Here is a 21,158-nt window from a genome sequence, read left to right on the forward strand (position 1 = left end):
CTTTTCAATCATATCTTTTTCGTTTAGATGAAGAAGGGATCCCCAGTTGTTCACGGTATTTGGCTACAGTTCGGCGTGCCAGGATAATTCCATGCTCCTCTTTCAGTCTTTCAGCCAAATCTTGATCCGAAAGCGGCTTTTGCTTATTTTCACCATTGATGGCTGCCTGGAGGTTCTTTTTTGCTTGCATGCCAGACATATCCTCCTCAAGGCCGACTGACTGTAAAGAAGTGGTGAAAAATATTCGCATTTCTATCGTACCGAATGGTGTCTGCACGTATTTCCCTTTAACAGCCCGACTGACTGTGGACTCATGTATGCCAAGCTCGTCTGCGACTTCTTTCATTGTCATGGGCTTCAAGAAGTTCAGGCCGTGATGAAAGCACCCTGGCTGTTTTTCGACTATGCACTGAATAACCTTCAATATGGTCTCTTTTCTCTGCTGAATCCCTCTTGAGATCCATTGGTATTCTTGCCACTTATCTTGAATAAAGCGTTGAACTCCCTGATCCTTATGACTCTTCATTCGGTTTAAATACCCTTTATCCACATTAAGATTGGGTGTGTTACCATCATAATTCCCTACAAGCAGTATCCCATCACGAACCTCCACGACCACATCCGGCACTATATAGGAAGGTTTTTCTTGAAAAAAGAGTGAAGCCGGTCGCGGGTTCAACGTCTGGACATAATCAAAAACTTCTTGAATCTCCTTCATTGTAGCACCGATCTTCTTGCTTAAGTCTTTCCAACGCTTTTCAGCAAAATCGAGGAAGTGGTTTTCCATGATCGATTCTGCCAGCAGATTCACTCCTTCTGCCTTTACCTGAAGTAAAAGACACTCTTGAAGATTTCTTGCCGCAAGCCCATGCGGTTCGAGTTGCTGTAAAATCGAGAGGCTCTCTTCCAAAACGTCTAAAGATATACCTGGAACACAAATATCATCCAGCTGAATGCGCAAGTAACCGTTTTCATCCAGGTTATGAATTAAGAGCAACATCGCCTTTTGCTGCTCACCGGAAAGTTCCTGATGATTCACTTGGGACATGACATGCTGCTCAAGTGAAAGTGTATCTTCACTGATTTGCTCAATCCAATAGTTGGCATCATACGTATTTTTAAGAGTCCGTTTACCCTTTTTCCGATCAAAGGTTGGCTGAAATAAAGCAGATGTTGGCTGATCTAGGGACAGTAATGGATTTTCCGCAATTTTATTTTCCAAGAAAGCGGAAAGCTCCTGTGCGGAGTATTGCAGCAAGGTAATAGCCTGCATAAGCTCCTGGGTCATTGCCATCTTTAATGTTTGCTGTTGAAATAGTCCTGCTTTCATATTCATACTCATCGATTCATCCCTCCCCCATTCCATTTTACATTATCAGGAGAAAATTCTACACAAAAACCCATGAAAACGCTTACGTTTTTTTCAGAATAGTGTATTTGTTTTAAACTACTATATGTTAGAAATGAGATTTTAACAACTACTTTTATTGAGAAATCGCTATTTTCCAAGGGGTACAAACCAAAATATCCCAAGTAATTGCCCACATACCATGATTCGATGGACATTTACTAGAATCGAGTAAATCCGTCAAAAATCGCGAAGGGACCATTCGATGCCTTTGCTTAAAAAAGATCAATAAAAAATCCCCCACTTCAATAATAAAGCAGGAGATTGGTAATGCCCTCGGCAGGAATCGAACCTGCATTTCAAGCTTCGGAGGCTTGCGTTCTATCCGTTGCACTACGAGGGCGAAATAACTATATTTTTTCGACAGACTTCATTATATGATAGAATGCCTTCCTTTGCAAGGGTTATCAGGTTTAAAACTTTATCTTTTGGGTATTATGGATAATGTGGAAATTCATCCCTGTGCGGCATAATTATAAATAATTTTAATCGGAAGGAGTCTTAGTCAGAAAATTGTCGAACAAATTATCAATTATAGGGTTTGTTTTGTTTGACCTAAATTGACCAAAAAGTGTATCATACATACATAAAGAATTTAAATGATTCTCTTAATCGAAGGAGGAAATGAACATGAATTTAATTCCTACAGTTATTGAACAAACAAGTCGTGGGGAGCGTGCCTACGATATTTACTCCCGTTTATTAAAAGATCGGATCATTATGCTAGGAAGTGCAATTGACGATAATGTTTCCAACTCCATTGTTGCTCAATTACTATTTTTAGAAGCAGAAAATCCTGAAAAAGATATCACTTTATACATCAACAGCCCAGGTGGAAGCATCACTTCCGGTATGGCCATTTACGATACGATGCAATATATCAAACCTAATGTATCCACTGTATGCATTGGTATGGCTGCTTCCATGGGTGCATTCCTATTAGCTGCTGGTGAAAAAGGCAAACGTTATGCGTTGCCAAACAGTGAAGTCATGATTCACCAACCACTTGGAGGAGCTCAAGGTCAAGCGACGGAAATCGAAATTGCCGCCCGCCGAATCCTTCACTTGAAAGATAAGTTAAACCAAATCTTAGCGGAACGTACTGGACAACCTCTTGAAGTCCTTCAAAGAGATACGGAACGTGATAACTTCATGACTTCTGAAAGAGCTCTTGAATATGGCTTGATTGACAAAGTCATCACTCGCAGCATTCTTGAAGATAAAAAAGACTCTAAATAATAATGATTAAAAGGCCCCGAAAGGCGTGTTAAGCGACTTTCGGGGCCTTTTTTATATAATACTATGAAAAAGGCGGCAACCTCTTCTTTTAACCCTCTTGCTGAACGAACTCTTCCAATGCCTCTAATGCTTCTTTTTCATCGCGTCCTTCAACAATTAACTTAACGGACACGCCGGAACTGATGGCAAGGCTCATCAATCCCATGATACTTTTTGCATTCACTTTTTTTCCTTCTTTTTCAAGGAAAACATCTGAATGAAAGCGGTTAGCTTCTTGTACAAAAAGAGCAGCCGGCCGGGCTTGTAAACCTGTCTTCAGTTTTACTTCAACTTGTTTTTCCACCATCTTGATCTCCCCTGTTAGTTTTATTTTTTCGCAGCAATAGCTTCTCCCCCACGGAGCCTGTCAGCTATTTCATCAATCTTTCGTAAACGGTGATTAATCCCGGACTTACTGATGTTTCCTCCAGATACCATTTCCCCAAGTTCCTTTAAGGTTATATCCTGAAATGCTATTCTAAGCTCGGCAATTTCACGAAGCTTATCCGGCAATATGTTTAGTCCTACCGTATCCTCAATGTATTGGATATTTTCAACCTGGCGCAAAGAGGCACCTATCGTTTTGTTCAAATTAGCTGTTTCACAATTCACAAGACGATTCACTGAATTACGCATATCACGGACAATCCGTACATCTTCGAATCTTAATAAAGCTGAATGGGCACCAACGATACTTAAAAACTCGGCAATCTTTTCGGCTTCTTTCAAATAAATGATGTACCCTTTTTTGCGTTCAAGCGTCTTCGCCTTTAAGCCAAACTTATTCATTAGCTCACAAAGGGCATCATTGTGCTCTTTATAAAGTGAGAAAATCTCAAGGTGATAGGAAGACGTTTCCGGATTATTGACCGAACCTCCAGCAAGAAATGCACCCCTTAGGTATGATCGCTTGCAGCATTTCTTTCCAACAATAGTATCGGGTATGGCATGGAGAATTTCAAAGCCATCGCCTAAAATTTCTAAATCGGTTAAAACCCGCTGTCCTCCAGATGACATCCTGACAATATAAACATTATTCTTTTTAAGCTTCATCTTTTTACGGACCAGCAGCTCGACTTGGACTTCATAACTTTTTTTCAGCAGCGTATATATCCTTCTGGCAATCGCTGCATTTTCAGTTTGAATATCCACAACTAGCTTCCGATTAGAAAATGAAAGGGATCCGTTCATCCGGATAAGCGCACATAGTTCCGCTTTTCCGCAGCAATCCTTTCCCTCTAATTGTGTAAGCTCTTTTTTTGTTTCTGAAGCAAAAGACATCCATTTCACCCCCAATCGAACGCAGGTAATCTATTTTTATCAATTAAAGAAAAACCGTCCCCACTTATATCTACGGAACTATATGGCTTTTTGTTTCATTTACAAGCATATTAAAAAGCAAATCCGCCACTTTTTTCGTGTCATGGCGTATTACATTCCCTTCATAGCTGAAAATGCGTTCTTGTATGATTTCAAGACCCATTTGTTTTAAACTTTCCACATCATACATGACCGGTTTGGCATATTCAGCTTGATAACGTTGCTGAATCTCGGCCGGTATTTCTTCATTATTAACAAGTATCCTGTCAATATATGCATTTCCCATATGGTCGTATATGGCTTTAATATGATCGCTCGCGCTATAATCCAGCGTCTCGCCGGCCTGAGTCATCAAGTTACAAATATAAACTTTCTTAGCCTTGGAACGGCCAACTTCTTCCCCTAGACCCGGGACAAGTAAGTTAGGCAGAATGCTAGTATATAAGCTTCCTGGACCGATGACAATGAGATCAGCATGCTTGATTTCCTGGATAGTTTCACTGAGCGGCTTTATATGCTGAGGAGACAAAAATACTCTTTTTATTTTCTTTCCTGAAAAGGGGATCTTGGATTCTCCTGTAACAATCGTTCCGTCAGCCATTTCCGCGTGGAGAACCACACTTTGGTTGGCAGCCGGAAGCACTTTACCACGCACATTCAGGAATTTACTCATTTCCTGGATTGCATGGACAAAGTCTCCGGTCAACGACGTCATTGCAGCCAGGATCAAATTCCCCAGTGAATGCCCGGACAACTCATTTTTACTCTGAAAGCGATGCTGAAACATTTGTTCAACGAGAGGCTCTACATCCGATAACGCAGCAAGCACATTACGGATATCACCTGGAGCGGGGATATCCATATCCTCACGAAGGCGACCTGAACTTCCACCATCATCAGCTACCGTAACGATTGCTGTTATATCCACTGGATGCTTCTTTAAACCCCTTAACAAAACTGGAAGGCCTGTTCCCCCTCCAATGATCACAACCTTAGGTTGTTTCTTATTATCTAACATCTGCTTTCCCCTTACTTTTTTCGATATCTCGATGTGACACTTGAACTCTGTAATCCTTTTTGAAGTGGTTTGAGATATACTCCGTCAATGCTACCGACCGATGCTGACCGCCTGTACATCCAATCGCAATAACAAGCTGTGCTTTTCCCTCACGCTTATAATAAGGAAGCATGAAAGCAAGCAAATCAGTCACCTTTTCCAAAAACTTTTGTGTTTCACTCCATTTTAAAACGTAACTCGACACTTCCTGTTCCAATCCAGTCTTCGGCCTCATATGGTCAATATAATATGGATTTGGCAGGAAACGTACATCAAACACAAGGTCAGCATCTATTGGCAAACCATGCTTGAATCCGAAGGACATGACATTGACCGTGAAACCTACACTTTTATCCGTAGAGAATTCCGAAGCGATTTTCTCCCTCAATTCGCGTGGTTTCAGTTGTGATGTATTAAAAATCAACTGAGCCCTGCCCTTTAATTCGTCCAAAAGTTCCCGTTCCATTTTAATGCCTTCCAATGGCCGGCCCAATGGAGCAAGGGGATGGGTCCTTCTCGTTTCCTTATATCTGCGTACTAAGGATTCATCATCAGCTTCAAGAAACAGGATTCTTGGTGATACTGCTGATGTATCCGTTAATTCATCAAGTGCCAGAAATAAGGAATCAAAAAATTCCCTCCCCCTCAAATCCATGACAAGAGCCACTTTATTCATCTTATTCCCAGAGTCCTTCATTAACTCCAAAAATTTTGGCAATAGTGTGGGCGGCAAATTATCGACGCAAAAAAAGCCGAGGTCTTCAAAACTTTGAACCGCCACTGTCTTACCCGCTCCTGACATTCCGGTAATGATGACCAATTGCGTTTCATTTATCTGCCCTGTACTCATATTTCTCCGCCCCCATGTATAACAATCTTTTTTTATTAATCAACTATTAACCTGGATCTAACCGATAAGAAAGTAACTTAAACTCAGGCGTATAGGTAAACGTTCCATAGATGATTCCACTTCCATGAACCATATAGTCCAGAATGTGAAAATCCCCTTCAGCCATATTCAGGTTTTTAACATCATCAACTGAATGCCAACTAAGCTCCCCTTCTTCACAAACATCCACATTGACGCCATCGGAATCCGTTGCAAAGAAAGTGAACATCATCCATTCCGATAACACTTTATCCCCGTCCTTCATAATGAAGGTGAAAATGCCTTTGATGGAGGGGTTTTTTAAATAAACGCCTGTTTCTTCGCGATATTCTCTAATACAAGCATCACGTATAGATTCTCCAGGCTCCATCTTGCCACCGGGTGCTACCCACCATCCCCGTCTAGGTTTTTTCAATAAGAGGATTTGATTATCCTTAATCAATACACAATTTGTGACACGTTGCACGTTCTTCACCTCAATTGGATTCTGCTCGACTATAGAAACCTTCACCCTCCTGGATGAAGGGATCCTGTTTATATCCTTAAACCGCCGCGAGAATATCCATTTGGCGATTTACAAATGCTAATAGTTCAAACAAGTTGTATTTTACATCTTATTACCATTATGAAAGATATGTTTAGTATATCTTATCATTATACTATTTTTGAAATGAGCTAACAATAAAGTAAACTTCCTGCATTGGGGGAATATTCATTCGCAAAGATTCACGCACTAAGTATTCATCTCCTGCTTAACTCCTATTATTCTCCACTTTCCCTGCCTAAATGCAAAGGGAAGGTTTACTTCTCATTTGCAGCCTGTCACCATTCCCTAAAATTGGAACTAAAGAAATGGTCTTAAAGCAGGTCAAAAAAAAGGGACACAGATTCTTAATCTGTGTCCTCAAACGTTTATAATTAAAGGGGGTCAACTTCTACTCTTACTATACCCAATCATTATTTCACGCGTGTTACAACATCGTTAAAACGGAATTACGATGTATGAATTTTTGTAACCAAACTTTTTTAAGCCTTTGGCTGCAATTTTTCTTGGAGTTCCTCAACATAATGCTGAGCGGCTTGAGCAGCAATGCTTCCATCACCTGTTGCTGTAACGATTTGACGTAATGTTTTTTCACGAACGTCACCAGCTGCAAAAATGCCCGGGACGCGTGTTTCCATCAAATCATTCGTTTCTATATAGCCTGTAGCATTCAAGATGCCTAGCTTTTCAAAAGGTTTAGTTAGCGGCAGCATTCCAATATAAATGAATACACCGTCTGCGTCCATCTTAGTTTCTTCACCGTTTACAGTGGAAACTAGAGTGACACCACCGACTTTGCCGCCTTCTTCATTGATTTCCTTTAAAGTATGATTCCAGATGAAGTCAATTTTTTCATTGGCAAACGCACGATCTTGAAGGATCTTTTGCGCACGAAGTTCATCACGTCTGTGAACGATCGTCACTTTTGAAGCAAAGCGAGTTAAGTACACGCCCTCCTCAACTGCAGAGTCTCCTCCGCCGATTACGAACAATTCCTTTTGCTTGAAGAAAGCTCCATCACAAACCGCACAATACGATACACCGCGGCCGCCTAATTCTTTTTCGCCTGGAACGCCGATTTTTTTGTATTCGGCACCCGAAGAAATAATGATTGAACGTGCTTTGAATTCCTTGGAACCAGCAATGATCGTTTTATACTCTTCACCGTCGATGATTTCCTTTACATCCCCATAAGCATACTCCGCACCGAATTTCTTCGCATGATCAAACATTTTCGTTGAAAGTTCAGGTCCAAGGATCGTGTCAAATCCAGGATAATTTTCAACTTCCTCCGTATTGGCCATTTGTCCGCCAGGTACGCCGCGTTCCAACATCAATGTTGAAAGGTTCGCACGTGATGTATAGACAGCAGCCGTCATCCCTGCAGGACCAGCTCCAATAATAACAACGTCATAAATTTTTTCAGACATGTTCTCACTCCTCCATATTCCATAACAAATGGAACCTTCACTACGGTTAGTGTTCCCTACCTATTATCCTATATAACAAATAATTTTTCGTCCAAATATCTGCTCACTCCAGAAGGTTTTGAACCAACTTTACGTACTTCGATAGGGTGGACACCGAAATGAAATGTTTGTCTGCGATATCCTGTTTGCTCGCTTTCTCGTTTTTAAGCTGATTCCACACGTATTCCACCGCAGAGGCCCAGCCTGCTGGATTATTTAGTTTCTGCTCGGACTTCACCGCTTCGATAAATACGGAAAACCACATTAAATAGAGCCCTGCTTCATCTAATTGAATCGGTTGAAAATGCTGATATAATATCTCTGCTGTGCGATCAGCAAAATCAATCGGTGTTAATTGGCGATCTTTAGCAGGAGCTTGCACAAGGTCGGCATAATCCCGTTCCAAATCAGTGAAATTCTGATTAAGGTTGAGTACTTGGTTTTTCAATAGCTTCTGTTTATGGTCCGAATGTTTCAGAAGAAAGATGGCAAACAGCCTTTCTTCGATGAATTCGCTTTCCAGCCTTTTTATAATAGATGGAAAATGGTGTTCAAAACCATCTGTAGTCGCATTCATATCTCCCCAAGGCTCCATGCCTTCCTTTTCCGGGTTCATTTCCACGACCTTTTTCCAAGCCTTTCTGGCAGCTTGTTCATGACCTAGGTGAAAAGCGGATATAGTAAGCCAATAGTAGAAGGTTCCGTCTCCCTCGAACCCTTGCTTTTGCAATGCTTTTAGCCATTTATATGCAGAGGCATAGTTTCCGATCAAAGCGAAAGTTGCTCCAAGCTTGAACCGATGTTCGGATAGCATCGGCCGAATTTTCTCCAGCATCTCTATGAGTTCTTCAACTTTTGCTTCATCTTGTTGATAATGATGAAAAACAACAAGGTTACATAGTGCATGGAGGTTACCTGGACTTTTTTCCAGTACTTCATCAAGTGTTTCAAAAGCCTCATCTACTTGACCAAGGTAGAAATATGCCAGTGCCAAGTTATTATAAGCAGACCAGTAATCCTCGTATTCGGCAATCGTTTCTTTCAGTACTTCGATGGCCTTCGGGAAATTCCCTGACTCCAAATACTCGCGGGCCTTCTCCTGTTTAGTAATGAGCCCATCATGCTTAAAGGGATTTTCTTCTGATTCATCCGACTCAAAAGTTATCAATTCAAGCAGATCCTCGGCGTCATCGCTGAACTCCCCATCTTCTTCTTTATCAAGATAGGCACTAGCGTGACGGTAAGCTTCCTTGAACATGCCTAAGTGGGCATAATTATTCGCTAGGAAGTAATGGCATTCCGACATATAAGGATCCATCACATCCAATATATTTTCCAAGAGGTTGTTTGAATAATTATATTCACCGATTTCCGAGCATGTGATTGCCAATTGACAGGCTATCATCGGTTCGGCCGGTTCAAGTTCCAGCGCACGTTCCAAGTATTTTTTTGATTTTGGTAGTTCTCGTCTATGATATGCTTTTAAACCCTTGGTGAAATAATACTCACCTGTTGGGTGAAAGGTTAGAATTTTTGCCTGTTGGCCAAATTTAGAGTCTTTACTCATGTAATCCTCCATCTACAAGTTGATTAACCATAGTATTATAACATATTGGTGTAATTTTGCCGAACAATTCAAGAAAATGGAAAATGGAAATCACCATGCTTTCATTAAGAAAAGATCAAAGTATATTCTTAGTCAAACGGGCATTCAAGATTGCAGCTCATAGTTGTAATATAGAAAAAAAGCCCTCCTAATTGACGGAGGGCACAAACAGTAGACAAACTCGATGAAAATCAAGTTTGTCTACTGTTTTTTAAGGAGTTGTACAATTTGAACGTTGATTTCCTCTCCAGGCACTCGCTTTCCGCGGGCGATCCGGGAGCCTCCTCGGCGCCATTGCGCCTGCGGGGTCTCCCCAATACACACTTTTCCCGCAGGAGTCTCGCACACCGGCTCCAATCAACTTTGTTTTAACACTTAGATAGAATCCCTTTTGTCTACAAACTGAACCCTCCTATTACGGAGGGAAATCAGCATTCATTCGGTTTCTTTAGGCTCATCCTTATCGGAATGTCTAGCCTTCAATACATCAAGCACCGCTTGGAAAGGCAATTCTTGTTCTTGAAGAAGAACGAATAAGTGATAGAGAAGATCGGCACTTTCCATGGATAGTTCCTCTGCATCGCGGTTTTTAGCAGCAATGATCACTTCTGACGCTTCTTCACCTACTTTTTTCAGGATTTTATCCACACCCTTATCAAATAAGTAGGTTGTATAAGAACCTTCAGGCATTTCCGATTTTCTTCTTTCAATCAACTTCTCCAAATCCGTCAAGAAAGTCACATTCGTTTTCACCGCTTGACGGGCTTCAGTGTTTTCATAAATGGATTCGCTAAAACAGCTTGTCGCTCCAGTATGGCATGCAGGACCTGCAGGAATGACTCGAACGACCAATGCGTCTTGATCGCAGTCATACTTCATCTCGATGATTTTCTGTGTATTTCCGCTGGTTGCTCCTTTATGCCATAATTCATTGCGCGAACGGCTGAAGAAAACCGTTTCGCCCTTTTCGATGGACAATTCTAGAGATTCTTTATTCATATAAGCAAGTGTCAGCACTTCCCCGCTTCGTACATCTTGGACAATTGCCGGGATTAGACCTTTTTCGTCGAATTTAATAGTTTCAAGATTCATCGTACAACCACTCCTTGTTGTTTGAGAAACGCTTTAACTTCTTTGACCGATGTTTCTTTATAATGGAAAATCGATGCGGCTAAGGCTGCATCCGCTTTACCTTCTTCAAAGGCCACCTGGAAGTGCTCGGCATTACCAGCACCTCCTGATGCGATGACCGGCACCGAAACAGCTTCTGAAACCGCTTTTGTTAAAGCGATATTAAACCCCTGTTTCTCCCCGTCACAATCCATGCTTGTTAATAAAATTTCGCCCGCACCGCGGCTGACTGCTTCTTTCGCCCAGTCGATCACTTCCCATTCAGTCGGTTTTCTGCCGCCATGGGTGTATACGCGCCATGATCCTAGCTCTTCATCATATCGAGCATCAATAGCGACTACGATACATTGGGCACCAAAATACTCTGAACCTTCATTAATTAAGTCAGGACGAAGAACGGCTGCTGTATTTAAAGATACTTTATCTGCACCTGCACGTAATATTTTCTTCATATCCGCTAATGAATTAATACCCCCGCCAACTGTGAACGGGATTGCCAAGCTGCCCGCTACCGCTTGAACGACGTCGACTATCGTTTCCCTGCCTTCATGTGATGCGGAAATATCCAGAAAGACGAGCTCATCGGCACCTTCCTGGTCGTAAAACGCTGCAAGCTCAACAGGATCTCCAGCATCTCTTAGTGAAACAAATTGTATGCCTTTAACTACACGCCCATCTTTTACATCGAGACACGGAATAATTCGTTTAGTGAGCATTTAATCACGCACCTTTTCTAGTGCTTCTTCTACAGTAAAGCGATTCGTATATAGAGCCTTGCCAATGATTGCCCCTGCAACTCCTTGCGCTTTATACTCTTTGAGGGTGATAAGGTCTTCCAGGGAACTAATTCCTCCCGAAGCAATCACATTTTTCCCAGTTGCCTCCGCCATTGCCAAGATACCTTTTACATTCGGGCCTGAAAGCATGCCATCCGTCGCAATATCAGTAACGATAAAGGTCTCTGCGCCAGCATCGGCCAGCAGTTTACCAAGCTCTATTGCAAGTGTTTCAGACGTTTGAAGCCAACCATGTGTTGCGACCCTGCCATCCTTCGCATCTATGCCGATTGCAATATTCTTTCCATATTTCCTAATCATCTCTTTCGTGAAATCAGGATTTGAAACGGCGGTGCTGCCTAGAATGACGCGTTCTACTCCATGATCCAGATAATGAGCGATATCTCGTTCCGTACGGATGCCGCCGCCGATCTGGATGCGGGCACCTAACTCTTGTGCTGCTTTAATCACGTATGAATCATTGATGCGCACTCCCTCTTTAGCGCCGTCCAGGTCGACCATATGTATCCAATCGGCTCCTTGGTCCGCAAAGCCTTTAGCCATATCGAAGGGAGAATTGCCATAAACGGTTTCCTGATTGTAATCGCCCTGGATTAAGCGGACGCATTTGCCTCCGCGCATATCAATCGCCGGGTAAATCGTAAAGTTGCTCATGCTCTTTCCTTCCCTTCTACTAATGACAGATAATTTCTCAAGAGTGACATGCCCATCTTCCCGCTTTTTTCCGGATGGAACTGCATGCCGAACACATTCCCTTTACCGACGATCGCAGGCACTTCCACATCATAAGTCGCCGAAGCGGTAATGAAAGATTCATCCGTATGGACGTAGTAAGAATGGACGAAATAAACATGTTCCTCTTCAAGATCCTCATTCACTGGTGACACGTGTTTAAATTCAAGACGATTCCAGCCCATGTGCGGCACCTTATAAATCTGGTCATTCGCATCCACTCCCTTAAAACGAACGACTTTACCCGGGATGAGGGATAATCCTTTTGCCGGTCCATTTTCCTCACTTTCATCAAAGAGAAGCTGCATACCAAGACAGATGCCTAATAGATAACCTCCATTTGCTACATATTCCCTCAGGAATTCATCCAGCTTTTGTTTCTCCAAGAGACTCATGGCATCCCTGAAAGAGCCAACCCCGGGAAGTATGATCCCTTTCGACTTTGAAAGTTCTTTTGGGTCATCGGAAATGAATGAATCAGCACCAAGGCGCTCAAGCCCTTTACTTACAGAAAATAAATTCCCCATGCCATAATCGACGATCCCGATCATTTACAACATTCCTTTCGTCGAAGGGATGCCTTTGACACGCGGATCGATGGTCGTAGCTTCATCCAAAGCACGTCCCAGCGCTTTGAATATTGCTTCAATCATATGATGTGTGTTGTGACCGTAATGAACGACTACATGCAAATTCATCCTTGCTTCAAGAGCGAATTTCCAAAGGAACTCATGCACCAGTTCCGTATCGAAAGTACCAACCTTTTGCGAAGGAAACTCAGCCCGGAACTCCAGGTGCGGACGATTGCTTAAATCGATGACAACCTGTGCGAGTGCTTCATCCATCGGTACGAAAGCATTTCCGTAACGTTTTATCCCGCGCTTATCACCAAGTGCCTCCAACAACGTTTGACCTAAGCAAATGCCAATATCTTCAGTTGTATGATGATCATCGACCTCAGTATCGCCGTTTGCATCGACGGACAAATCAAACTTCCCATGTTTCGTGAACAAATCAAGCATATGCGTCATAAACGGAACGCCCGTCTTAATCGAGGAATTCCCTTCCCCATCCACACCAAACTTTAAGCTGATCTCCGTTTCATTCGTCTTTCGTTCCACACTAGCAAAACGTTCCATTACAACTCCTCCTCATCGGGGTAAGACCCCTTTTCCCAAGATGTAAACTGCATTTCAAAAGTCTTTATATTCAGTGTTTGTTATTTTTCATAAGGTCTCAGGCACTATTTCCTGGATTCATTCACTCCACGAGATTCAATGGCTCGAGCATGCGCCTCAAGCCCTTCCATGCGGGCAAATCCAGTGATTTTCTCTGCATTTTGGCGGAAGGCCGTTTCACTATACATGATGATGCTAGATTTCTTTTGAAAATCATCCACATTAAGTGGGCTGGAGAAACGGGCGGTTCCATTGGTAGGAAGCACATGATTGGGACCTGCAAAGTAATCCCCAACCGGCTCAGAACTAAATCGGCCAATGAAGATTGCCCCGGCATGCCTGATTTTAGCCATGACTTCCAGTGCATCATTGGTCACGATTTCCAAATGTTCTGGTGCAAGTTCATTGATTGCTTCAACTGCTTCCGCCATATTCCCGCATACAACGATTCGTCCATAGTCCTTTATGGATGCTGCAGCAATATCACGGCGTGGAAGTAGCGCCACTTGCTTGGCCACTTCTGCGGCCACTTCTTCTGCAAGGATCATTGACGTTGTCACCAAAACACTGCAAGCACGGGCATCATGCTCTGCCTGTGACAGCAAGTCTGCCGCAACTTCTGTGGCAATGGCAGATTCGTCTGCCAACACCGCTATTTCACTTGGTCCAGCAATCATATCAATGGCCACATCCCCAAATACTTCCCGCTTCGCTAACGCCACATAAATATTTCCCGGCCCCACTATTTTATCGACTTTCTTTATTGTTTCCGTCCCATAAGCGAGAGCCGCTATGGCCTGAGCCCCGCCAACCTTATAGATTTCCGTGATTCCGGCAATTTTGGCAGCAGCTAAAACTGCTGGCTCTAACTTCCCATCTTTCCCTGGAGGGGATACCATAACGATCCGTTCCACACCCGCAGCCTTGGCAGGCATCGTATTCATCAGTACAGACGAAGGGTATGCTGCTGTGCCACCAGGAACGTAAATACCCACAGCATCAAGAGGTGTTATTTTTTGTCCTAGCATCGTTCCCGTTTCATCTGTCGTAAACCATGAATTTCGAATTTGTTTCTCGTGAAACAATTGAATATTGTTCGCAGCTTCTTGAATAATATTAAGCTGCTCCGTAGGTAAGGACGCTGTCGCTTCTTCCATTTCCTGTTCCGATACACGTAATTCCTCTAGTGTGACACCATCAAACCGTTCGGTATAATTATGTAAAGCGGCGTTTCCTCTGTTCCTGACATCATAAATAATATCCTGGACCGCTTTTCGTTGATCCGCAGTACCTGCATCAACCGAGCGTTTCAGTGAAATCCCTTCTGCAAACTGTTCAATTTTCATACGCTCACCTCATTAGCGATTCTTTACTATTCAATGATTTCTGCTAATCGATCCACAATTTCCGTAATTCTTGCTTCTTTTAAACGATAGCTAACAGGGTTTGCCACCAGCCTCGAAGTCACATCTGCTATTTTTGCATATTCAACGAGACCATTCTCCTTCAATGTCTGTCCCGTTGAAACGATATCGACGATTCGTTCAGCCAAACCAATTAATGGTGCTAACTCAATAGATCCATTCAATTTAATAATCTCTACTTGCTCTCCCTGCTCGCGGAAATAACTGGAGGCAACATTCGGATACTTACTGGCTATTTTAGGAGCGATGTCACTTATTTTCGTACCAGGCAGACCAGCTACGGCTAAGTAGCATGCACTGATTTTTAAATCAAGTAACTCATATACATCACGTTCTTCTTCCAACATGACATCCTTGCCTGCAATTCCAATGTCAGCCACGCCGTGTTCCACATAGGTTACGACATCCATCGGTTTAGCTAAAATGAAACGCAAGTTCTCCTCTTCCACATCAAGGATCAATTTTCGGGAATCATCAAACTCAGGAGGGAGACGAAAACCCGCCCTTCTTAATAGCTCTGCCGCTTCTTCAAATATTCTCCCTTTTGGCATCGCAATCGTTAAAAAGCTATTATTCATCTTTTCCACTCCCTCCATTCCCTACAAATAAATGCACTTCAGAAAATGTCCTTGTAAAAGCATCGACATTTTGAACGACTGTAATATCTTGAATCGTTATCCTTTTTCCTTCGGATCGTTTCATTCTTGCAAATTCAATGGCTTCCAATCGTCGTTCGGGACTGAATAAAATACATTCTGGCGCAGTAGGCTGCATCGGCTCCCCAAGAGCTTCGGCAAGACGATCCACACGGATTGCAAAACCTGTGGCCGAAGCATTCCAGCCGAACTTTTCAAGCAGATTATCATACCGCCCGCCATTACCGATTGGTGACCCCACTTGTCCCGCATACACTTCAAATAAAGTTCCAGTATAATAACTCATATGACTGACCAATGTTAAATCAAAGCTCACATATTGTTCTATGCCAAATTCTTTCAACTGTACAGCCAATTCCTTCAGTTCAGCCAAAGAATCTTGCCCTTTATTGTTTTCAACCAAGCCCAGCGCCTTTTTCAAGGTGTCTTCACTGCCCCTTAATGAGGTAAACTCGATAAGCCGTTGTTTATCAATCGATGAAAGCGGAAGCGATTTTACATGCTCCCGAAAACCAACATAATTCTTTTCATATAAAAACTTCCTTAATATAGAGGCTCTTTCCTCCGTACCTAGAATGCTTAAGAAAAATTCTTGTAAAAAGCCGATATGTCCAATGGAAATCTTGAATTCCATAAGGCCGGCCGCCTTTAATACATCCGCAAGCAGCGCAATCATTTCAGCATCGGCACTTATTGACTTATTTCCGATACACTCAATACCAATCTGTTCGAATTCAGCCGGCCTGCCTCCTTCACGCTGCTGGGCCCGGTATACATTCGCGGAATAGGCCAGGCGAAGCGGAATTTGCTGTTTTAAGAGTTTGGATGCTGCGACCCTTGCAATGGGAGCTGTCATATCGGGACGCAATACGAGCGTATGTCCCTGAGAATCGAGAAGTTTAAACAACTGTTGATCTAAAATTGCCGAAGCCTCGCCAATTGTTTCATAATATTCCAAAGCAGGCGTTTCAATAAATTGATAACCCCACTTCTTGATTTCCTCACTCATTTTATTTCTTGCCGACACTTTCGTTTCATATAGCACCGGCAATGTATCTCTCATGCCTAACGGTTTCTCAAACATAAATGGCTTTGTCACGACTGCACATCCTTTTGAAATATTGATTACTATATATCCAATCGGTCTGCCTTAAGCAAGAACCAATGTCATTTCCATCATTCCTTTTTTTATATACCTTTATCTTTCCAAGATTGTACGCTTAAATCCTTATTTCAGATAACATATAAAAATAGTATCAAATAAAATGCCATAATCATATAAATACTCACAATAATCTATTAAATCACTTTAGTTCGCTAATATGGTAGCGGGTTGAAGTTATTAATAGTTTACCCCTGCCCCTGCCTCACGTCAAGGAAAAGCTGCCAAATTCCATACCCCCGATCACATTGTGTACATGGCTATTTCCTCGAACAGGAGATACACCTTTTTCCCCAGACCCATCCTCCCATCTTTAGCCATTCATTGTTATTAATGTATACCTTTTGGTTCAGCTGTTTTATAATACTCAGGAGTTTGGATATATTAGATTTTTTTAGGAGGAAATGGAATTGAAGAGATTTTTTTCGTTTTTTGTGGCGCTTGTCGTTCTTTTTTCGCTAGGTTTATACGGGACGAAAGGTTTTGCAGCAACTATGATCAACCAAGATGAGCTTAATGCATACCTTACTGAAGTTAGAATGACGCAAGAAGAATTGGAAGAGTATTTAACCTATTATGACTTAACATTAAATGAGCTGGAATCGCTAGAAGAGCTGCGTGATACATTAGGACCCACCGTCACTCCTGAAACTCTACAGAAATTACTTAAAGAATATGAAATGACAGAAGCTGAACTTACGGAATTATTAATAGATTATGGCGAACTGGAAGAAGGAGATTCCATCATCGATACCTTCCACTTCATTTACGACATAGAAGATATTATCGATTTAGAAATGGATTACGATGATGAAGAGCTGGAATATGATGATGAAGAGATCATCGATTTAATGGATGGACTTTTTACTGAGATCGGTCTTACAGACGAGGAACTCGACAGATTCATGAACCATCTTTTACCTATCGTCGAGGACCCGACTTTTGAAGATCGTTTAATGGCCATTTCAGATAGGATGGACAAACTCGAGTATTTCGAAACAATTGATGAATTGTCTGCTGAACAAGTAGCGGAATTGCTTTCTATATATAATGATCTGCAAAGCTTGCTGCAAATTCAATTCAAATTCGCCTTAATTCAGGACGGGGTCACTAAAAATCTATCACTTGAAGCTTTATTCCAGCTAAAAGATTTGACGAATGCTAGTTTACTAGTTTCCATTTACGATTTAAGCGGCAATCTTTTGCTCGACTTTATATTGACAGGTGAAATGATCGGTTCCGATTTAGTGAAAGAAACCGGTAATGACATTAAACAGTCCACTGAGGTCATTTCTAAAGTCGTAGATGTAAAAAAAGAAAAGAAGAAACCCACACATAAAACGGAAAAGGGCGGATTGCTTCCTAAAACGGCTGGTAATTACCTATTCGGAACTTTAATCGGTTTAGTGATGATGGGTATTGCCTTTGGTTTAATTAGAAAAGCGAGACTTGCTAATTAAGATGAGCGCAAATAGGCAATCCAAGCATAAGAAAAACTGGTTACTTATCACTGCCGCTTGCTTTTTAGCCTTAGGTTTTTACTTTACAACAACAAACACCTATACACTATTGAAAGGCTATGCCATATATAAATGGAATAAGCCTGAAACAACCGAGGCGACTGAGGTGAACGAGGCTACGGCTATGATCCACGAGCCGAAGACGCAAGCAGATGTTCCCGATGGGGTTGAACTATATAATAAGCGACCGGAGACAGGGGAATTGATGGGGGAGCTTTATATTCCAAAAATTGAAGCAACACTCCCAATTTATCACGGAACGGACGAAGATGAGCTCGAAAAGGGTGTCGGACATTATGCAGGATCGGTTCTACCCGGTGAAAAGGATAATTCCGTTTTATCTGGTCATCGAGATACCATTTTTAGAGAGCTAGGTGAAGTCGGTCAAGGAGACTTGCTGATTGCCAAAACAGAAGCTGGTACGTTTACATATAAAGTGAGGAAGGTACGTATCGTAGATGCTGATGACCGTACTGTAATCGTTCCCAAGCCTAAAGCCACACTTACAGTAACAACTTGCTATCCTTTTTCATATATTGGTAGTGCACCAGAACGATACGTATTGGTTGCCGATTTATTGAAAACGGAAATAGCTAAATGAGATATGGGGACTGAAGTTGTTCAGTCCTCTCTTCATTCATCATAAAAAGATGGTGGGAGGGCTAGTTTGATATGGATAAACAAGCTCAGGAGAAGTTTTTCCAAATATTAAAAGACACTTATGAAACGACAGTGCAAAAGGAAAATATATCGATCAACGAAGTCATTGATCATCTAAAGAATGAACTGACTCCACTATACCCAAAATGCCATTAAAAAAGGACGTGCCACATAAATGGGCAAGTCCTTTTTTTATATGGAAGTTTGCTGATCCCTCTCAAGCATTTCCTCTTTGGTATAGATGATTTTCATTGGATTTCCGCCGACAAAAGCTCCCTCTGGAACATCCTTATGGACAAGTGTCCCCGCAGAAACAATCGCTCCATTACCGATTGTAAGTCCTGGAAGAATCGTAGAATTGGCTCCAATCAATACTTCATCTCCAATGACTACCTCTCCTAAACGGTATTCTTGAATTAAATATTCATGAGCAAGAATCGTCGTATTATACCCAATGACTGTATTCATTCCCACGGATATTTTTTCAGGAAACATCACATCCGGCATGACCATCAAGGCAAAGGAAGTATGCTTTCCGACTTTCATATGTAAAAAAGTCCTGTAAAGCCAATTCTTCATACCTAGAAAAGGTGTATAACGCGCAAGCTGAATCACCACAAAGTTCTTTACGACTTTCCAGAATGGAACGGTCTTATACACATGCCATAGTGAATTAGCCCCTTCAACTGGATAGCGGGTCGTGCGTCTCATCTTCTAGCCTCTGTGAGCTTTTCAACCTCAACGATATTTAATAAATCAGCCATTTGCTCAAGCATATAATCAGGGTGGTAACTTTCCAAAAATTCTCGGCCTTTAATGGACCATGACACCCCTGCCGTTTTTGTCCCTGTATTTTTCCCACCAAGAATATCATGATAACTGTCGCCAATCATGATCGCTTCTTCTGGCACCGAACCGAGTTGATCTAAAGCTTTTAACAATGGCTCTGGGTCTGGCTTTGCTTTTTCCACTTCATCCAGCGTGACCACCACTTCAAAGAATTGATCCAGTTTGCTTAAACTCAGGCCCTTTTCGACGACATCGCGCTTCTTTGTCGTAACGACTGCCAATTTATAGCCGCTCTGCTTCAATGTTTGAACGGTTTCGAACACCCCGTCAAATTGTGTGACAAGCAAATCATGGTTCCGCCAATTATGCTCCCGATAATAAGTAATCATTTCATCCACTCGTTTTGGATCAATGGAAGAGAAAGTATCGACCAAAGTCGGTCCGATAAATGGAATGATATCTTCCCGATTGAACTTTCCAGGACAAAAGTGGTTTAAAGTTTCTGTAAAAGAAGCGATGATCAATTCATTTGTATTGATCAACGTCCCATCAAGATCAAATAATAATGTAGTTATGTTACTGTTCATAAACAGCTTCCTTTCTCTGTACACTGTCAGTCCGATTCCAAATATACGCAACCACCATCGTTAGAACAACAGCTGTGAGTAACCGAATTAGCAACAACGGCAATACCGGAATCCCCAGTGGTATAAAGATTAGCGTATCTTCTACAACAGCATGACAAGCAACTAAAAAGATGAATGCAATTGTCATATCCTTCTTCGAGACATTATCTTCTTTAGCTGCTTGAATCATTACACCTGCCCCATATGCCAAACCAAGAGTCAGCCCTGTCACGAAAGGCATGGAAGCATTCGGCTTCATCCCCAGGACTTTCATAAAAGGAGCAAGGGCATTGGAGAAGGCCTCCAGCCATTTTAGATCTTTCATGATTTGAACCACTACCATAAGCGGGATAACGATGACTGCCAGATGGGCAATCCCCGAAAGAGCCTGAATGACCCCATGTAAAAGGATTTCCCCCGCTCCGTTCAACTCAGCAGTCCCGCCGTTAGCCATGCCTTGGGCCATTTCGGATCCGCCCTGCCAAACAAGATTGATGACGACCGCTGACAAAAACGCCAGCCCGATCCGTACGGTTAAAATGATCCACAGCTTGACGCCTGTTTTCATCGCCACACCTGATTCAATTAATAAATTATGTGAAAAGGATAGCATCATAGCGATTATAAATACTTCTTTCACAGTCAAATCAAGCGTTAATATGCCTGCTATCCCTGCGTATAAATTCAGGAAATTCCCTAACACGAGCGGAATGGCAGCATCACCTGGAAGACCAATGAGATTCATTAAAGGAGCTATCAAGTTAATGATCCATGGCAATACAGGCGTGTATTGAAGCACAGTAACGATCAGAGTAACTGGAAATATCACTTTTCCCAAAGACCAGGTTGTATTCAAGCCAGAAAGAAGTCCCTTTTTAATCGAATCTACTATCACTATGCCCTCTCCCTTTA

The 21,158-nt window shown here is 42.1% G+C and carries 23 protein-coding genes and 1 tRNA gene; 4 read left to right on the plus strand and 20 right to left on the minus strand.

Annotation, left to right across the window (positions count from 1 at the left end):
* Positions 1 to 4 precede the first annotated feature (4 nt).
* Positions 5 to 1,342 (minus strand): RNA polymerase factor sigma-54, encoded by a 1,338-nt coding sequence (rpoN, locus tag ACQKMH_RS17455; protein WP_427588739.1) that lies wholly within the window; start codon positions 1,340 to 1,342, stop codon positions 5 to 7.
* A 337-nt stretch (positions 1,343 to 1,679) separates the two neighbouring features.
* Positions 1,680 to 1,751: transfer RNA gene (locus ACQKMH_RS17460), tRNA-Arg, on the minus strand.
* A gap of 287 nt (positions 1,752 to 2,038) precedes the next feature.
* On the opposite strand from ACQKMH_RS17460, the gene clpP reads away from it, so the two are divergent.
* The gene (clpP, locus tag ACQKMH_RS17465) at positions 2,039 to 2,647 is read left to right on the plus strand and encodes an ATP-dependent Clp endopeptidase proteolytic subunit ClpP (protein ID WP_057912033.1); all 609 of its coding nucleotides are present in this window, start codon (positions 2,039 to 2,041) and stop codon (positions 2,645 to 2,647) included.
* A gap of 88 nt (positions 2,648 to 2,735) precedes the next feature.
* Here clpP and ACQKMH_RS17470 read toward each other — a convergent pair whose 3' ends face one another.
* From ACQKMH_RS17470 to ACQKMH_RS17540, 15 genes are all read right to left on the minus strand, one after another.
* Complete coding sequence (locus tag ACQKMH_RS17470) at positions 2,736 to 2,993, minus strand: HPr family phosphocarrier protein (RefSeq protein ID WP_048688029.1); 258 nt, start codon at positions 2,991 to 2,993, stop codon at positions 2,736 to 2,738.
* 20 nt (positions 2,994 to 3,013) lie between these two features.
* Positions 3,014 to 3,967 carry a DNA-binding protein WhiA gene (gene whiA / locus ACQKMH_RS17475; RefSeq protein ID WP_427588740.1) on the minus strand — a complete coding sequence of 318 codons (954 nt, stop codon included), beginning with the start codon at positions 3,965 to 3,967 and terminating at the stop codon, positions 3,014 to 3,016.
* 70 nt (positions 3,968 to 4,037) lie between these two features.
* Positions 4,038 to 5,024: a gluconeogenesis factor YvcK family protein gene (locus ACQKMH_RS17480; RefSeq protein ID WP_427588741.1), complete on the minus strand. Its 987-nt coding sequence runs from the start codon at positions 5,022 to 5,024 to the stop codon at positions 4,038 to 4,040.
* Positions 5,014 to 5,913, minus strand: coding sequence for an RNase adapter RapZ (gene rapZ / locus ACQKMH_RS17485; RefSeq protein WP_427588742.1), 900 nt, complete (start codon positions 5,911 to 5,913; stop codon positions 5,014 to 5,016). The genes ACQKMH_RS17480 and rapZ overlap by 11 nt, the downstream gene beginning before the upstream one ends.
* A gap of 46 nt (positions 5,914 to 5,959) precedes the next feature.
* Positions 5,960 to 6,418 (minus strand): NUDIX hydrolase, encoded by a 459-nt coding sequence (locus tag ACQKMH_RS17490; protein ID WP_427589002.1) that lies wholly within the window; start codon positions 6,416 to 6,418, stop codon positions 5,960 to 5,962.
* Between the two features lie 560 nt (positions 6,419 to 6,978).
* Positions 6,979 to 7,926, minus strand: coding sequence for a thioredoxin-disulfide reductase (gene trxB, locus ACQKMH_RS17495; protein WP_230159001.1), 948 nt, complete (start codon positions 7,924 to 7,926; stop codon positions 6,979 to 6,981).
* Positions 7,927 to 8,029: 103 nt separating this feature from the next.
* A complete protein-coding gene (locus ACQKMH_RS17500) occupies positions 8,030 to 9,532 on the minus strand; it encodes a tetratricopeptide repeat protein (RefSeq protein ID WP_427588743.1) in 1,503 nt (500 codons plus the stop codon).
* Positions 9,533 to 10,006: 474 nt separating this feature from the next.
* Positions 10,007 to 10,663 carry a bifunctional phosphoribosyl-AMP cyclohydrolase/phosphoribosyl-ATP diphosphatase HisIE gene (hisIE, locus tag ACQKMH_RS17505; protein WP_427588744.1) on the minus strand — a complete coding sequence of 219 codons (657 nt, stop codon included), beginning with the start codon at positions 10,661 to 10,663 and terminating at the stop codon, positions 10,007 to 10,009.
* Positions 10,660 to 11,418 carry an imidazole glycerol phosphate synthase subunit HisF gene (hisF, locus tag ACQKMH_RS17510; RefSeq protein WP_230159004.1) on the minus strand — a complete coding sequence of 253 codons (759 nt, stop codon included), beginning with the start codon at positions 11,416 to 11,418 and terminating at the stop codon, positions 10,660 to 10,662. Before hisF ends, hisIE begins: the two co-directional genes overlap by 4 nt.
* Entirely contained in the window at positions 11,419 to 12,153 is a 735-nt protein-coding gene (gene hisA, locus ACQKMH_RS17515; RefSeq protein WP_427588745.1) for a 1-(5-phosphoribosyl)-5-[(5-phosphoribosylamino)methylideneamino]imidazole-4-carboxamide isomerase, read from the minus strand.
* Complete coding sequence (hisH, locus tag ACQKMH_RS17520; protein WP_427588746.1) at positions 12,150 to 12,782, minus strand: imidazole glycerol phosphate synthase subunit HisH; 633 nt, start codon at positions 12,780 to 12,782, stop codon at positions 12,150 to 12,152. The genes hisA and hisH overlap by 4 nt, the downstream gene beginning before the upstream one ends.
* Positions 12,783 to 13,370, minus strand: a complete 588-nt coding sequence (gene hisB, locus ACQKMH_RS17525; RefSeq protein WP_427588747.1) for an imidazoleglycerol-phosphate dehydratase HisB — start codon at positions 13,368 to 13,370, stop codon at positions 12,783 to 12,785.
* 104 nt (positions 13,371 to 13,474) lie between these two features.
* A complete protein-coding gene (gene hisD, locus ACQKMH_RS17530) occupies positions 13,475 to 14,755 on the minus strand; it encodes a histidinol dehydrogenase (RefSeq protein WP_427588748.1) in 1,281 nt (426 codons plus the stop codon).
* 26 nt (positions 14,756 to 14,781) lie between these two features.
* Entirely contained in the window at positions 14,782 to 15,411 is a 630-nt protein-coding gene (gene hisG / locus ACQKMH_RS17535; RefSeq protein WP_427588749.1) for an ATP phosphoribosyltransferase, read from the minus strand.
* Complete coding sequence (locus ACQKMH_RS17540; protein WP_377356381.1) at positions 15,404 to 16,588, minus strand: ATP phosphoribosyltransferase regulatory subunit; 1,185 nt, start codon at positions 16,586 to 16,588, stop codon at positions 15,404 to 15,406. Before ACQKMH_RS17540 ends, hisG begins: the two co-directional genes overlap by 8 nt.
* Positions 16,589 to 17,061: 473 nt before the next feature.
* Here ACQKMH_RS17540 and ACQKMH_RS17545 point away from each other — a divergent pair, with 473 nt between their 5' ends.
* From ACQKMH_RS17545 to ACQKMH_RS17555, 3 genes are all read left to right on the plus strand, one after another.
* Complete coding sequence (locus tag ACQKMH_RS17545) at positions 17,062 to 18,111, plus strand: processed acidic surface protein (RefSeq protein WP_427588750.1); 1,050 nt, start codon at positions 17,062 to 17,064, stop codon at positions 18,109 to 18,111.
* Position 18,112: 1 nt separating this feature from the next.
* Positions 18,113 to 18,772, plus strand: coding sequence for a class D sortase (locus ACQKMH_RS17550; RefSeq protein WP_427588751.1), 660 nt, complete (start codon positions 18,113 to 18,115; stop codon positions 18,770 to 18,772).
* A gap of 71 nt (positions 18,773 to 18,843) precedes the next feature.
* Entirely contained in the window at positions 18,844 to 18,987 is a 144-nt protein-coding gene (locus ACQKMH_RS17555) for a hypothetical protein (RefSeq protein ID WP_427588752.1), read from the plus strand.
* A gap of 36 nt (positions 18,988 to 19,023) precedes the next feature.
* On the opposite strand, the gene ACQKMH_RS17560 is transcribed toward ACQKMH_RS17555, so the two are convergent.
* The 3 genes from ACQKMH_RS17560 to ACQKMH_RS17570 are packed head-to-tail and all read right to left on the minus strand — an operon-like array spanning position 19,024 to position 21,141.
* Positions 19,024 to 19,542 carry an acyltransferase gene (locus ACQKMH_RS17560; RefSeq protein WP_230159014.1) on the minus strand — a complete coding sequence of 173 codons (519 nt, stop codon included), beginning with the start codon at positions 19,540 to 19,542 and terminating at the stop codon, positions 19,024 to 19,026.
* Positions 19,539 to 20,207 carry a pyrophosphatase PpaX gene (gene ppaX / locus ACQKMH_RS17565; RefSeq protein WP_427588753.1) on the minus strand — a complete coding sequence of 223 codons (669 nt, stop codon included), beginning with the start codon at positions 20,205 to 20,207 and terminating at the stop codon, positions 19,539 to 19,541. Before ppaX ends, ACQKMH_RS17560 begins: the two co-directional genes overlap by 4 nt.
* The gene (locus tag ACQKMH_RS17570) at positions 20,197 to 21,141 is read right to left on the minus strand and encodes a nucleoside recognition domain-containing protein (RefSeq protein WP_427588754.1); all 945 of its coding nucleotides are present in this window, start codon (positions 21,139 to 21,141) and stop codon (positions 20,197 to 20,199) included. The genes ppaX and ACQKMH_RS17570 overlap by 11 nt, the downstream gene beginning before the upstream one ends.
* Positions 21,142 to 21,158 lie beyond the last annotated feature (17 nt).

The organism is Peribacillus sp. NPDC097895, from assembly GCF_050277555.1.
Taxonomy (GTDB): Bacteria; Bacillota; Bacilli; order Bacillales; family DSM-1321; genus Peribacillus.